Here is a 13,823-nt window from a genome sequence, read left to right on the forward strand (position 1 = left end):
ATGCCTCATATAGTTTTTGATAAATTTAATAAAGAATTAGTAACGCCTCTAAAAAAAGAGGACGTAAGTTTTGATTTCATTGCAAAATCATATAACTTTACAGAAAAGATAAGAAAAACTGAATATAAAATTTGTGTAGAAAAAGAGAATAAAAAATTTTTATTAACACTTAAAGAAAAAGATGAAAACTATCTTTTAAAAGCAGATAAAGTTACAAGAGTAACTCCTGTACAGTTAGTAAAAGATGCATTAAATGATTATGCAAATGAAGTTGAAGCAAATATTATCTTTTCAAATACTCAAGATAGTAACCAAAAAGTTAGACCTACACAAAAATATTTAAAAGATATTGATTATTTTATTAATGACTTTAAAACTGACAAAGAGATTCAAATTGAAATTGGATTTGGAAGTGGTAGACATCTTATTCATCAAGCTAAAGAAAATCCTGATGTACAGTTTATTGGTCTAGAAATTCATACTCCATCTATAGAACAAGTTCTAAAGCAAATAAAAATTCAAGAGTTAGATAATATTTTAGTTGTAAACTATGATGCTAGACTTTTTATGGAATTTATAAATTCAAATAAAGTAGGTAAAATATTTGTACACTTTCCTGTTCCATGGGATAAAAAACCTCATAGAAGAGTATACTCAAATGCCTTTATAAACGAAGCTTTAAGAGTATTAAAACTAGAAGGTACTTTAGAACTTAGAACTGATAGTAGAAAATATTTTGATTATTGCACAGAACTTCTAACAAATCTTAATAGTGGAAGAATTACAATTGATATAAATAAAGACCTTCCAATATCAAGTAAATATGAAGATAGATGGAAAAAACAAGGAAAAAATATCTATGATGTAATCTTATCTTGTAATCAAGAAGATGAAGATATCAATCTAGATTATAACTTTTCATTTGATGAAGATATTGAATATGATAAAATCATCGAAACTCTTAGTACAAAAGCTGTGGTAAAAGATGACTACTTTATCCATATTGAAGATTTATTTACAATAGAAGAGAAAAAAAATTCTGGACTTATTCAAATAACATTTGGAAGTTTTGATAGACCTCTTAGTAAATATATTTTAATAGAAGAGAAAAAAGCAAGATATTTTCAAGACTTACCATTGCCAACAAGTGCAAATATGAAAGCCCATAACAAATTAAAAGAGATGCTAAAATAATGATAGAAGCCAAAAATATATATCTTTCGTATGATGAAAACAAATACATTATTAAAAAAGGTAATTTTTCAATTAAAGAAAAAGAATTTATATTTATTGGTGGAACAAGCGGTAGTGGAAAATCAACACTATTAAAATCATTTTATGGAGAAATTCCTTTAAAGCATGGTAATCTAAATATTGCAGGACAAGAGGTTTTTGGAATAAATGGAAAACCACTAAGACGACTTAGAAAAGATATTGGTATTATCTTTCAAGATTATAAACTAATCAAAGAGTGGACTATTGAAGAGAATATCATGATTCCTTTAAAAATCAATGGATATTCACATGATATTTCAAAAGAGCAAGCAATAAAGCTTTTAAGCCACGTTAAACTATCACATAGACAAGGATACTATCCAAATGAACTAAGTGGAGGAGAACAACAAAGAGTTGCAGTAGCACGTGCTCTTGCTCACAATCCAAAAATTATAATTGCAGATGAACCAACAGGTAACTTAGATGACTATTCTGCTGATGTAGTTTGGAATTTACTAAAAGGTGCAAATGAACAACTAGGAATAACAGTAGTTGTTGTTACGCATAGAGTTCCTAAAAACTTTGGAATAAGATTTAGACAATTATCTATTGAAGATGGGATTATTTATGAAGTTTCTTAAAAATACATTTGCTTTTATAGTTCCATTAACAGCAATGTTAATATCATTTATAATATATATTTTCTCATCAAATATTTTAGAAAACTATAAAGTAAAAATAGCAGATGATTATTCTATTGTTATAATTACAAATACACCTTTAATAAAAGAAGATATATCATCTCTTGCAGATATAAGAGTTGAAAGAATTATAACTTTAGAAAAAGACAATATAATTACTAATATTAAATCAAATTTATCAAAATCATCAATTGATTTATTAAAAAGAAAACTTCCTCATTTTTATAAAATAAAACTTGAAGTTTTTCCAACTACTTCCGAGTTAGAAACTATAAAAAATACTTTATATCAAAATAAAAATATTAGAAAAGTAGAAATCTTTTCAAAAAATCATAATAGTGTTTATCTCTTACTCCTACTACTAAGTCAAATAAGTTTTATACTATTTACAATAATTACAATCTTTGCAATTATAATAATTTCAAAACAAATAAGAATTTGGTTTTATGAACATCATGAAAAAATTACAATTTTAAAACTACATGGTGCATCTATATTATATAGTTCATCAACAATTTTAAAATATGCTATTTTTAGTTCACTAATTTCTTTTATGATTGTTTCTGGAATATTTATATATTTAGTTGATAATATAAGTGTCTTATTACCTAATGATTTAGAAGATATTGTAAAAATATCTTTAACAGTAGAAAACTCATTAATAAAAGTTTTTCTCTTATCTTTTGGTATTTCAATCCTAACTATTCTTGGTGTATTGTTAAAATATAAAATGAAACATGACTAGATATCTTTTTTTAATATTTTTAACTTTTTCATTCTTAATTGCTTCAACTAAAAGTATTGATAAGAAAATAGAAAACAATGAAAAAATACTTAAAAGTAATGCCTCAGTACAAAAGAAAAAAGATTTACAAGTAAAAATTTTAGCACGTCAAATTACTAATCAAAATAAAGAACTTACAAAACTAGAGAATAATATTAAAATTATAAATAATGATATACAAAAACATGAAGTCCAATTAAAAGAAGCTAAAAATAGATTAAAAGATTTACAAAAAAGCTCAAAAACACTTATAAAAGAAAAAAAAGATAATGAAAAACAGATTGTTAAAGTTATTATTGATGACTTTTCTTCTTCAATTGCATTAAAACTTGCCAGTGAAAGTAGTCTAGATGAATTAATTGATTCTGAAATATATACTATCCTTTCACAAAGTTCTAAAGATGAAATTCTTAAATTAAACAATAATTATGAACTTTTAACTCAAACAAAAAAACAGAACAAAAATAAAATAAAAAATATCAGCCAATATATTGAAAAAAGAAAAAAGAAAAAAAAGATATTAAATTTATTAAAAAAGAAATATTCAAAATCACTTGTATCTTTAGAAAAAAAACATAAAGACTACCAAGAAGAATTAAAAAGTAGTATAAAAAAACAAAATTCACTAAAACAACTTTTGGGGAAACTTAATATTTTAAAGAAAGAAGAATTAGAAAAACAAAAACGTGCAAGAATTGCAAAAGCAAAAAAACTTGCTGCTCAAAAAAGAAAAAAACAGAAGAGCTCAAAAAAGAGTAAATCAAAAAGTAAAAAAGAAACCTATAGTGTTAGTGATACTAGAAATAGTAAATATGCAAAAAATCTTGATATAGATGTTAGAATGTTAGGTTCTTCAACTTCTGGAGTTAAAATCTCAAGGTACAGAGGTAAGAAAACAATTGCTCCACTTGATTCTTTTAAAGTAGTTAAAAAATTTGGTAAATACTTTGACCCTGTTTATAAAATAGAACTATTCAACGAATCTATGGTTCTTAAAACAAAAAGATCAGAAGCAAAAGTAAAATCAATTTTTAATGGCAAAATTGTATATGCAAAAAAAGACGCTGGTATGCTTGAAAATGTTGTAATCATTCAGCATAAAAATGGCCTGCATACTATTTATTCACATCTAGATAAAATCTCTCCATCACTAAAAGTTGGAAGATGGATAAAAAAAGGATATGTAGTAGGACGAGTAAATAATACTCTAACCTTTCAAGCTACAAAAAATGAAGCACATATAAATCCAAAAGACCTATTTAGAATCTAGTTTTATATTAATAACACTATTAAAACTACTGTTATAGACAAAGAATAATTTTTATATTATTTAAATTTTATCTTATATAATTATTTTTACAAAAAATGTCTTTTAATAGAAAACTTAATTAGATTTAATTAAACATTGTTAACTTCGTAGTTTTTTCTATTATTAAATATAGTTATGCTATTTTATTATTTAAATATATTATATAAAAAGAAGAAAGTAATCATAGTGATTTTATTATTTTATAATAAATAACTTCATATTTTTATCGAATTATATATATAAAATTAAGCTTAATTCCTATAAACTAATAAATTATTTAAGGTTTAAATCTATGAAAAGAAATATTATATTTAATTCAATTATTATGTTGATAATACTTTCTATATCTATTACTCTACTAAGTTTATACAATTTAAGAACATCAGGTATTAAATCAGCTATTCATAATGCAGAATCAATTTCAGAAGTAATTAAAAGTGGACTAACAAGCCATATGATGAATGGAAATATGCATGAAGTAGATACTTTTATTCAATCTGTTTCAAATATGAAAAATGTAGAAAAACTTTGGCTAGTTAGAAATGAACTTTTAAATAAACAAACAAAAAGAGACTCATATAATATCCCAAGAGATAGAATTGACGAAAAAGTAATTAAAACAGGTGAACTTCAATATGAAATAGATGAAAGTATCACTAAGACATTAGTTCGTGTGAGTATTCCTTATAACGCTGTCCCAGATAAAGGAATAGATTGTTTAAAATGTCATCAAGTCCAACAAGGCACTACACTTGGTGCTGTTTCATTAGTACTTGATATTAGTACTTTAAAAGAAATTGGAATTGAATCTCTTTATATCATCACTGGATTGATTTTAGTTACTATAATATTTTTTATAATTTTTAGTAGAAAAGTTTTAAACCCTTACCTTTCACTTTTTAGCATATTTAAAAAGAGTATGCATCAAGCTTCTACTGGAAAATTTAAAAAGATTAATCCTCCATCTGGTTTATCTATAGAGATGCTTCATGTTACTGAAGACTATAATAATCTTATGATGACATTTGAAGAAACTTCAGGAGATATTGATAAAAAATTACAAGGATTTATTGGATACAAAACTACAAATAAAAATCGTAATCCTCTTAGTGAATCAAAAGATATTATTAACAATTTATCAAACTTATATCAATTTAAAAAACAAGTCGAATTAGATGATTCTAAAGAAGAGATATATTCAAGATTAGCACAAGTTTTTATTAATAAGTTTAATGTAAAAAACTTTACATTTATCGAAATAAATATGCTAACACATAAAATGGAAAAAGTTCAAGATATTGGTAATTCTTTTTATTGTGAAAAAACAATGAAAGAGACTCCTGAATTATGTAGAGCAGCTAGAACAAAAAATGATGTTATGTCAATTGACTACCATAATAGCTGTCCATTTTTTGATAATTCTGAAAAATTTTACTACTGTATAAATCTAGATATTGCAAAAAATTTATATCTTATTATAAATTTTGTTTGTGATACAAGTGAAGAACTTGAAAAATTAAAAGACAAAACAGTATTTATAAAAAGTTATTTAACTGAAGCTGCACCAGCACTTGAAGTTAAATTGCTTATGAATAAATTAAAAGAATCTGCATTTAGAGATGGATTAACTGGTCTTTATAATAGAAAATTCTTAGAAGAAAATTCTAAAAAACTTATTCCTCAAGCACTTCGAGAAGAAATTAATATTGGTGTATTAATGTTGGATATGGATCATTTTAAAGCTGTTAATGATGAATATGGGCATGATATTGGAGATAAAGTATTAAAAGAGCTTGCAAGAATTTTAACTGAAACAGTAAGAGAGTCAGATATTATTATAAGATATGGTGGAGAAGAATTTATTATTCTTTTAGTAGGTGTTAAAACAGAAGAAGATGCATTAGCTGTTGCAAATAAAATTGGTAAAAATGTAAGAGAAAATGAAATAGATGTTTATGCAGGTAATAAACTTAAAAAGACAGTAAGTCTTGGATTATCAATGTTTCCTACTGATTCTAACCTTTTTGATTCAGTTATTAAAAATGCTGATATAGCTCTTTATGAAGCAAAAAACAGTGGTAGAGATAAAGTAATTAGGTTTAAAGAAGAGCAAGTTTCAAGCGTAGATTTATTTTAATATTTATACATAAAAAAAGGGTAACAAGTTTTCACTTGTTACCCTTTTTTATTAACTTAATAACTAATAACTAGTGTAAGTCAGCGTTTAATTTAACTTCTCTAGTTGATCTCATTGCAATTGTTTGACCAGTTGAAGAATTAACTCTAAAGTGAACACCATTTACACCTTGGAATTCTACACCTTTCATAGATGTTTTAATTTCTTTATCCGGATTAATCTCTTTAATAGCTGCTACAGCTTTTTCAGAAAGTGTAATTTTAGTTCCTGGTAAAATTGTTACACCAGCATCTAAGATACAAGAATCACCAATAGCAGTACCTGTACAAGAGTTAGCACCTAATAATGTATTTGCACCAATTGAAACAGGAACCCCATCAGTACCAGAAAGAACACCAAGAATTGAAGCTCCTCCACCAACATCAGAACCAGCACCAACTACAGCAGAAGAAGAAATTCTACCTTCAACCATAACAACACCTTCAGTTCCAGCATTGAAGTTAATATAAGAAGCACCAGGCATTACAGTTGTACCAGCTGCTAATTGAGCACCAAATCTAACTTTAGAAGTTTCTAAGATTCTTGTATTATCAGCAGGAATTACATGAGATAAGAATCTTGGGAACTTATCAACAAAAGTAATATCAGGATATCTACCAGTTAATTTTAATGAAATTTCATTCTCTCTTAACCAATCTAACTCTAGAGGCTCATTTCCAATCCATGCACAATTATGTAACTTTCCAAATACACCATCAAGATTTAAAGATCTTAATGCAGCTTTACCAGTAGAAAGTGCATATAATTTTAAATAAGCAGATTCTGTTGATTGTGCATTTGTATCTTCAAAAATAAAAACAACTTTATAATCATCAGCTGTAAAACCTGAATCAATTGGTAAAGATGCTAATTGAGAAATAACTTGAACATTTCTATGTTCGTCACCTTTTGCTTCTGGAATATACGGTCTAAATGACTCAATAGCAGAAGTTAAAAACTTATCACTAACTTCACAAACTAATTCTGATTTAGAAGTATCAACTTCAACACCAGCTTCTTTTAAAGCATTTAAAAATACTGCTGCACTACCATTGTTTTCATTCCAGTTTACTACAGGAAATGTCGCTTGTAAAATTTTATCAGCGTTTAATTGTCCTCTATCTACTCTTGCAATACCAAATCCAATTGGATTTCTATACCAAGATTGACCTTGGATATCTTCAACTAATTTTTTAAAATCATCTTTTGTAAAAGCCATTACTCTTCCTTAAATTTTTTCGGGATTATACTCTAAATTTATTAAAAATGTAATTAATATGTAGTATCCATATCAATTGTAACCATAGTTGAATCAATACTATGAAGTGCAACTAACATCTGCTTTATATTATTTGAACGAATAATTATCTCATATCTATATCTATTTGCCATTTTAAATATACCACTTTGTCCAAAACCAACTACTTCTATATGGTTATTTTGTCTTAGGATATTAAGATATTTGTCCATTTCATCTTTTACTTTTAAACCATTTGTATGAGCAAATATTATTTTTGCCATCTTTAAAAAAGGAGGATAAGAAGTATCTTCTCTAAAAATCAATTCACCTTCTAAAAACTCTTCATAGTCACTCTGTTTTAAATAGTAATCAAAGAACTCTTCATTTTGGGTTTGAATAATAACTTCACCTTCACCTTTTCTACCACTTCGTCCAGCAATTTGTATTAAAAGAGACAAAGCCCGTTCTCTAGCTTTATAAGAGTTCATATTTAAAATTGAATCAATACCTAAAACAACTGCAAGTTTTACATTATGATAATCATGTCCTTTTGAAAGCATCTGTGTTCCAACAAGTATATCAATCTTATTTTTATTAAAATCATTTAAAACACTTTTTAATTTAGCATCTGTTTTAATTTCATCCCTATCAAATCTTTTTATATTCTTTTGGGGGAATAATTCATTTAATTGTGTTTCAATTTCAGCTGTACCTACTCTTAGATTATGGATAATTCCTGTATTACAAGAAGGACAAAATTCGGGTATTTTTGTAGTCCAGCCACAATAGTGACACTTCAAAGCTCTATCATTTTTATGTAAACTCATCGAAACTGAACAGTAAGGACATTGAACTGACTTACCACAACTAGTACAAATTTGGTATTTGAAATTTGCACGCGTTGGTAGAAATATAATTACTTGTGCATTATTATTTAAAACTTCTCTTATTTTATTCAAAACTTTTGAAGATAAATCTTGTGATGAATCATCAAAAACTATTTTTTTAGTTGTATCAAAAAAAGTTTCATTTAATCTATAATATGGAAGTTTTTGAAAAGAAGATATAGAAGCCGTTGCACTTCCTAAAATTAGTCTAATATTATATTTTTTCGCAATATAAAGACTTAAATCTTTTGCATGATATCTTGGTTTACTATCACTTTTATACGATTCATCATGCTCTTCATCTACAACTATAAGTTCTAAATTCTTTAAAGGAAGGAAAAGAGCAGATCTAGCCCCTGCAACGAGTTTTATTCTTCCACTGTATATTCCCTCTAAAATCTCTTCTTTCTTCTTTTTAGTTACCTTAGAATGCCAAATAGCAACTGAAGTTGAAAATACTTTTTCTAATCTTTTTTGCATTTGAGGGGTTAAAGATATTTCTGGCATCAATAAAATTGCACTGCCACCACTATTTAATATTTTTTCTATTGTTTTAATATAAATTTCTGTCTTACCACTACCTGTGTTAGCAAAAAGTAAAGCCTGTTTTTTCTCTTCTAAAAAATCATATGCTTTATTTTGTTCAGATGATAATTTAATTTCTGACTGAAACTCAACTTCATCTGTATTTTCTATTATCTCTTTATTATAAGGAATAAAGGTACCTATAGCTTCCCCAAAAGAACAAACATAGTATTGGGATATAAAAGTGGCTAGTTCTAGCATTTTATTATCAAAATAAAAACTACTTATTTCATCGATTTTTACACATTTAAAATCTGGTTTTTCAACCTCTTTTATAATAACTGCATCTGAAAGTTTCTTTCTATTTCTAAGTTTTACAAATACTTTAGAACCTATATCAATTTTTGCATCATATTCATATGTTAAAGGATTTAAAGGGGATTTTAATAAAGAGACTTCGTAATAATATTTCATTCATACTCTTTACAAAGTTTTATATCACTTTTACAAATAAAAGAATCATTTTCAAATTTAAACTCCAAAAAAGTACTACTATTTAAATAAACAATATACTCTGAAGATGTTTTTTTAATCCAACTACCTATAACTTTATGATTCATAGAAGTTGAAACTAAAGGAAAATTTAAAATATCTTTAAAAAGTAAACTTTTATTACTATTTATTTGAGCATTATCCAAAATAACTACTGCGTCATTTCCTAGTAATATTTTTTTTGTTTTATATTTTGCTATAGAATTTCTTATTAAAGCTATTTCCGATTTAACTTTTGTTTTTAGAGAAGAGTCAATAGAATTATTTACTTTTGAAACAATAAAACTTGTTAAAATTGAAAGAATAACTAAAACTACAATTAGCTCAAACAAAGAAAATGCACTTTTCATAATATCGTTATATTTTAGGAATTTTATCTGAGATTATTTCTAAGTCTTCTTTAAATTGTGTAAACTCTTGTGAGATTCTTATAAATGCAGCAAGTAACTCTTTTGTATCAACATTTTTATCAGTGGGAAGATAACGAGTCATCTCTTTTTTTAAAGACTCCTCTACATTAATGGTATAGGCCATATTATTTATGTGAAACGTCAATTTATTTTCCACGTCTTTGTGCCTCTAGTAAAGTTAAGCTACTATCTATTTTTAAAAGCATATCTTGATTATTTCTTTCTAATTCATCATTTGTATTTTTTAAATCATCTAAGTCTTGGCGTAAATTTTCATTCTCTTTTTTTATGAGTTCATATTCACGTATTAATTTTTCAATTTTTGTATTTAACTTTTCAATGATTTCCATGGCTACTATTCTACCCAATTTAACCTAGTAATATTATTTAATTTTTTAATTTAAATAATTATTTATCATCAATAAAGAGTTTTCCTTGTTGATAAAGTGCTGCTACAGCCTTTCCCCATTGAGAATAAAAGTCCATATCTTTATTAGAAAAAGCAAAAGCATCATTGATTTGATTTATTAATGTTCTCTCTTTTAAATCAAATTTATCATCTGCGTGTATTAATATCATTAATTCTAAAATAACAATCTTTTTACTCTTTTTAGATTTAAAATCTTTTAAAGTTTCAGAAAGTGAAAATCCGTCATTCTCAAAAGCATCATCATTTTCAATACCCATTTCAGCACAGTATTCTAAAATAATCTCTTGCTCTTTTTCTCCATATTCATTATCAATTCTAGCTAAATAGTGTGCAAGCTGTAAAAAAGAGAATTTCTCCCTTGGTTGTAGTTTCATTAAAAGCATATTATTCCTATATATATTTGTATGTATTTATAAAAGGAATTATAATGTAAAAAAGTTAATCATTTATAAATAAACTATGCCCAACCGGGAAATAACTTTATTAATCCACTAGCCATAAACTCAACAGCAATAGCTGCAAGAATAAGTCCCATTATTCTTGAAATTACATTTATACCTATAAGTCCAAGTTTTTCAGAAAAATATGCAGCTGCTTTTAAAAAAATATATATATTTAAAATCAGTACTATTACTATTAAACTCATCATCAACAAATGTCCAATACCTGAAGCATAATGAGAAAAAACTATAACAGTAGAAATAGCACCAGGACCCATAATAAGAGGAATAGCTAAAGGAATCATAGCTAAGTCTTTTGTAGATACCTTAGCCTCTTCTAGTTCTTCAGGAGTTTGTTTAGCTCCTGGAATTTTTGCATTTATCATATTTATTGCTAAAGTTAAAAGAAGAATACCTCCTGCAACTCTAAAAGCAGCAATTGAAATATTAAAAAAATCTAGAATTGCATTTCCTATCCATACTGAACAAAGTGCAATAACAAGTGCATACAAAGAAGAATTCTTTGCTAATTGGTTTTTTTCAAGTTTACTTTTATTTGAGGTTAAATTTACAAAAATAGGTAGTGCAGAAAAGGGCCCCATAATAGCAAGGACCCCTAAAAATACTTTTATGTATTCTTCTAAAGGAAGCAAAATAAATTACCCGCCTAAATATTTTTTTCTTATTTCATCAGAGTCTATTAAGTTAGAAGCTTTATCTTCCAAAGCAATTTCTCCATTTTCTAAAACATATGCATAATCAGAGATTTCAAGTGCAGCAAAGGCATTTTGTTCTACAAGTAAAATTGTAATACCCTCTTCTCTAAGCTTTGTAATAATTTCAAAAAGTTCACCAACAATTTTAGGAGCAAGTCCTAAAGAAGGTTCATCAAGCATTAGAAGTTTTGGAGAACTCATAAGTGCTCTAGCAATTGCAAGCATTTGTTGCTCACCTCCACTCATAGTACCACCAAGTTGTCCTTTTTTTGCAATAAGTCTAGGGAAAAGTTTAAACATTCTTTCTTGTAGTTCTTCATATTTTTCGCCATTATTAAAAGCACCCATTCTCATGTTTTCTTCAATTGTTAAGTTTTGAAATACTCTTCTACCTTCAGGAACTAAAGAGATACCTTCTTGAATAATATTATGTGTTTTAAGTTTTGAAATTGTTTTATCTTTAAAATGAATATCACCAGTTTTTTTAACATCATTTACAATTGATTGTAAAGTTGAAGTCTTTCCTGCTCCATTTGATCCAATTAAAGATACTATTTGACCTTCTTCAACATCAATATTTACGCCTTTTACAGCTTTAATTAATCCATAATATACTTCTAAATTTCTAATTTTAAGCATGTTTAAAATCTCCAAGGTAAGCTTTTATAACTTCTTCATCTTTAATTGCATCTTTAATATCACCTTCAAAGATTGTTTTTCCATAATCTAAAACCATAACTCTATCACATAATTTATTTACAAATTTCATATCATGTTCAATAAGTAAAATTGTTACATCAAACTCATCTCTAATCTTAAAGAAAAGTTCTGCTAATTCATGAGTTTCTTGTGGATTCATACCTGCAGCTGGCTCATCTAAAAGTAAAAGTTGAGGATTTGCTGCCAAGGCTCTTGCAATCTCTACTTTTCTTTGCTGTCCATAAGATAATGAAGTTGCTAATTCATCAGCATATTCAGCTATTCCTAAAACTCCCATAATCTCAAAAGCTCTAGCTCTTACTCTTTTTTCTTCTTTAAAAAATCTAGGAAGTCTAAATACTGCTTCTAAATATGTATATGTTGCTTGATAATCAAAGCCAATTAAAACATTGTCTAATACTGTCATTGATTCAAAAAGTCTAATATTCTGGAATGTTCTTGCAATACCTCTATGAACAATTTTATGAGGTTTTATACCATTAATTGTTTGTCCATGGAATTTAATAGAGCCCTCTGTTGGTTCATAATTTCCAGTAATAATATTAAACATTGTAGTCTTACCGGCTCCATTAGGACCAATAAGACCATAAATCTCTTTTGAATTTACATGAAATGATGTATCATTAATAGCAGTTACTCCACCAAATTTCTTAGTTACATTACATACTTCTAATATCATTTCTTAGCCCTTTTCTTTTTAAAGAAATCTTTTAACTCTTTCTTACCTGTTAACCCTTCTCTTGCAAATAACATTACAACAATTAAAATTAGTGAGAATACAACCATTCTCATCCCTGGTAAGGCTTCTGTTTCAAATCCAAAAATATTCATAGGCTCATCTAAGAATCTCATCATTTCTAGTCCTGCCATAACAAATACTGTACCTAAAATTGCTCCTGTTGTAGATCCTAGACCACCAAGAACGATGATAATTAATAGTTGGAAGGTTAAGAAGAATGTAAATAAGTCTGGAGAAATTGATGTTAATAAAGCAGCAAGTAATCCCCCACCTACTCCTTCAAAGAATGCTGAAGTTGTAAATGCATAAGTTTTGATTTTGAATGTATTAACACCCATTGCAGTAGCTGCATCTTCATCATCTCTTACTGCTTTCATAGCTCTTCCATATTTAGAATAAATAATATTTAAAATAGCAAGAACTGTAAAGATTGCGACACCACCTGTCCAATAAAGATTTGAAAACTCTGGAATATCATTAATACCTAAAGAACCATTTGTAATTTGTGGATTATTAATAGCTAAAATTTTGATAATAAAACCAAAACCTAAAGTAACAATTGCTAAATAATCTCCTCTAACTCTAAATACAGGAAAAGATAATGCTAATGCAACTAAAGCTGAAAAAACACCAGCAATTAATAAAGCCCAAGCAAAATCTGCTTGCATTGCAAGAACCCACGCAGATGGATCTTCAATATCATATTGATAAAGCATTGTATCAGCATCAACAATTAAAATAGCCGTAACATATGCACCTATTGCAACAAACCCATTAGGCTCAAGTGAAAACTGACCAGTAACACCATTAATTAAGTTGTAAGAAACTGCAAGAATAATGAAAATAGCAACATTATTTATAATTCTTATAGTATATTCATCAAAAGTAGCTTGTGCAAACCATGTAAACCAAATAGCTAATACAATCAAAGATAAATTTATAATTCTATCTTTTGTAAATATTTTATCTTCAATCATCT

Annotated in this window: 15 protein-coding genes; 5 read left to right on the forward strand and 10 right to left on the reverse strand. The window is 26.9% G+C overall.

From position 1 onward, the window contains the following. From trmB to BT997_RS10650, 5 genes are all read left to right on the forward strand, one after another. Positions 1 to 1,194 carry a tRNA (guanosine(46)-N7)-methyltransferase TrmB gene (gene trmB, locus BT997_RS10630; RefSeq protein ID WP_072681879.1) on the forward strand — a complete coding sequence of 398 codons (1,194 nt, stop codon included), beginning with the start codon at positions 1 to 3 and terminating at the stop codon, positions 1,192 to 1,194. Next, positions 1,194 to 1,856: a cell division ATP-binding protein FtsE gene (locus tag BT997_RS10635; protein ID WP_072681880.1), complete on the forward strand. Its 663-nt coding sequence runs from the start codon at positions 1,194 to 1,196 to the stop codon at positions 1,854 to 1,856. The genes trmB and BT997_RS10635 overlap by 1 nt, the downstream gene beginning before the upstream one ends. Further along, entirely contained in the window at positions 1,843 to 2,661 is an 819-nt protein-coding gene (locus BT997_RS10640; RefSeq protein ID WP_072681881.1) for a cell division protein FtsX, read from the forward strand. Before BT997_RS10635 ends, BT997_RS10640 begins: the two co-directional genes overlap by 14 nt. Continuing rightward, the gene (locus tag BT997_RS10645; RefSeq protein ID WP_072681882.1) at positions 2,654 to 3,970 is read left to right on the forward strand and encodes a murein hydrolase activator EnvC; all 1,317 of its coding nucleotides are present in this window, start codon (positions 2,654 to 2,656) and stop codon (positions 3,968 to 3,970) included. Before BT997_RS10640 ends, BT997_RS10645 begins: the two co-directional genes overlap by 8 nt. A gap of 331 nt (positions 3,971 to 4,301) precedes the next feature. Then, complete coding sequence (locus BT997_RS10650) at positions 4,302 to 6,146, forward strand: GGDEF domain-containing protein (protein ID WP_072681883.1); 1,845 nt, start codon at positions 4,302 to 4,304, stop codon at positions 6,144 to 6,146. A gap of 70 nt (positions 6,147 to 6,216) precedes the next feature. Here the strand turns inward: BT997_RS10650 and BT997_RS10655 are convergent, their stop codons facing one another. The 10 genes from BT997_RS10655 to BT997_RS10695 form a co-directional block, all read right to left on the reverse strand. Beyond that, positions 6,217 to 7,404 carry a tetrahydrodipicolinate N-succinyltransferase N-terminal domain-containing protein gene (locus BT997_RS10655; RefSeq protein WP_072681884.1) on the reverse strand — a complete coding sequence of 396 codons (1,188 nt, stop codon included), beginning with the start codon at positions 7,402 to 7,404 and terminating at the stop codon, positions 6,217 to 6,219. Between the two features lie 53 nt (positions 7,405 to 7,457). Then, on the reverse strand, positions 7,458 to 9,311 hold the full coding sequence (locus tag BT997_RS10660; RefSeq protein ID WP_072681885.1) for a primosomal protein N': 1,854 nt from the start codon (positions 9,309 to 9,311) through the stop codon (positions 7,458 to 7,460). Continuing rightward, on the reverse strand, positions 9,308 to 9,739 hold the full coding sequence (locus BT997_RS10665) for a type II secretion system protein (protein WP_083568688.1): 432 nt from the start codon (positions 9,737 to 9,739) through the stop codon (positions 9,308 to 9,310). Before BT997_RS10665 ends, BT997_RS10660 begins: the two co-directional genes overlap by 4 nt. Before the next feature lie 7 nt (positions 9,740 to 9,746). Beyond that, positions 9,747 to 9,956, reverse strand: a complete 210-nt coding sequence (locus tag BT997_RS15365) for a hypothetical protein (protein WP_083568690.1) — start codon at positions 9,954 to 9,956, stop codon at positions 9,747 to 9,749. Beyond that, a complete protein-coding gene (locus BT997_RS10670; protein WP_258239474.1) occupies positions 9,946 to 10,167 on the reverse strand; it encodes a hypothetical protein in 222 nt (73 codons plus the stop codon). Before BT997_RS10670 ends, BT997_RS15365 begins: the two co-directional genes overlap by 11 nt. Positions 10,168 to 10,207: 40 nt before the next feature. After that, positions 10,208 to 10,612, reverse strand: coding sequence for a hypothetical protein (locus BT997_RS10675; RefSeq protein ID WP_072681886.1), 405 nt, complete (start codon positions 10,610 to 10,612; stop codon positions 10,208 to 10,210). A 74-nt stretch (positions 10,613 to 10,686) separates the two neighbouring features. Further along, positions 10,687 to 11,322 (reverse strand): MarC family protein, encoded by a 636-nt coding sequence (locus BT997_RS10680; RefSeq protein ID WP_072681887.1) that lies wholly within the window; start codon positions 11,320 to 11,322, stop codon positions 10,687 to 10,689. A 6-nt stretch (positions 11,323 to 11,328) separates the two neighbouring features. Then, positions 11,329 to 12,024, reverse strand: a complete 696-nt coding sequence (locus tag BT997_RS10685; protein ID WP_072681888.1) for an ABC transporter ATP-binding protein — start codon at positions 12,022 to 12,024, stop codon at positions 11,329 to 11,331. After that, complete coding sequence (locus tag BT997_RS10690; RefSeq protein ID WP_072681889.1) at positions 12,017 to 12,784, reverse strand: ABC transporter ATP-binding protein; 768 nt, start codon at positions 12,782 to 12,784, stop codon at positions 12,017 to 12,019. Before BT997_RS10690 ends, BT997_RS10685 begins: the two co-directional genes overlap by 8 nt. Beyond that, positions 12,781 to 13,821: a branched-chain amino acid ABC transporter permease gene (locus tag BT997_RS10695; RefSeq protein WP_072681890.1), complete on the reverse strand. Its 1,041-nt coding sequence runs from the start codon at positions 13,819 to 13,821 to the stop codon at positions 12,781 to 12,783. Before BT997_RS10695 ends, BT997_RS10690 begins: the two co-directional genes overlap by 4 nt. Positions 13,822 to 13,823 lie beyond the last annotated feature (2 nt).

It is taken from the genome of Arcobacter sp. LA11, assembly GCF_001895145.1.
Lineage (GTDB): Bacteria > Campylobacterota > Campylobacteria > Campylobacterales > Arcobacteraceae > Halarcobacter.

Excerpts from the sequence above, each read along its gene's own strand:
- BT997_RS10645 (WP_072681882.1), top strand. The coding sequence starts at position 2,654 with ATGACTAGATATCTTTTTTTAATATTTTTAACTTTTTCATTCTTAATT.
- BT997_RS10695 (WP_072681890.1), bottom strand. The coding sequence starts at position 13,821 with ATGATTGAAGATAAAATATTTACAAAAGATAGAATTATAAATTTATCT.
- BT997_RS10685 (WP_072681888.1), bottom strand. The coding sequence starts at position 12,024 with ATGCTTAAAATTAGAAATTTAGAAGTATATTATGGATTAATTAAAGCT.
- BT997_RS10650 (WP_072681883.1), top strand. The coding sequence starts at position 4,302 with ATGAAAAGAAATATTATATTTAATTCAATTATTATGTTGATAATACTT.
- BT997_RS10675 (WP_072681886.1), bottom strand. The coding sequence starts at position 10,612 with ATGCTTTTAATGAAACTACAACCAAGGGAGAAATTCTCTTTTTTACAG.
- BT997_RS10640 (WP_072681881.1), top strand. The coding sequence starts at position 1,843 with ATGAAGTTTCTTAAAAATACATTTGCTTTTATAGTTCCATTAACAGCA.
- BT997_RS10665 (WP_083568688.1), bottom strand. The coding sequence starts at position 9,739 with ATGAAAAGTGCATTTTCTTTGTTTGAGCTAATTGTAGTTTTAGTTATT.
- BT997_RS10655 (WP_072681884.1), bottom strand. The coding sequence starts at position 7,404 with ATGGCTTTTACAAAAGATGATTTTAAAAAATTAGTTGAAGATATCCAA.
- BT997_RS10660 (WP_072681885.1), bottom strand. The coding sequence starts at position 9,311 with ATGAAATATTATTACGAAGTCTCTTTATTAAAATCCCCTTTAAATCCT.
- BT997_RS10635 (WP_072681880.1), top strand. The coding sequence starts at position 1,194 with ATGATAGAAGCCAAAAATATATATCTTTCGTATGATGAAAACAAATAC.
- BT997_RS10690 (WP_072681889.1), bottom strand. The coding sequence starts at position 12,784 with ATGATATTAGAAGTATGTAATGTAACTAAGAAATTTGGTGGAGTAACT.
- trmB (WP_072681879.1), top strand. The coding sequence starts at position 1 with ATGCCTCATATAGTTTTTGATAAATTTAATAAAGAATTAGTAACGCCT.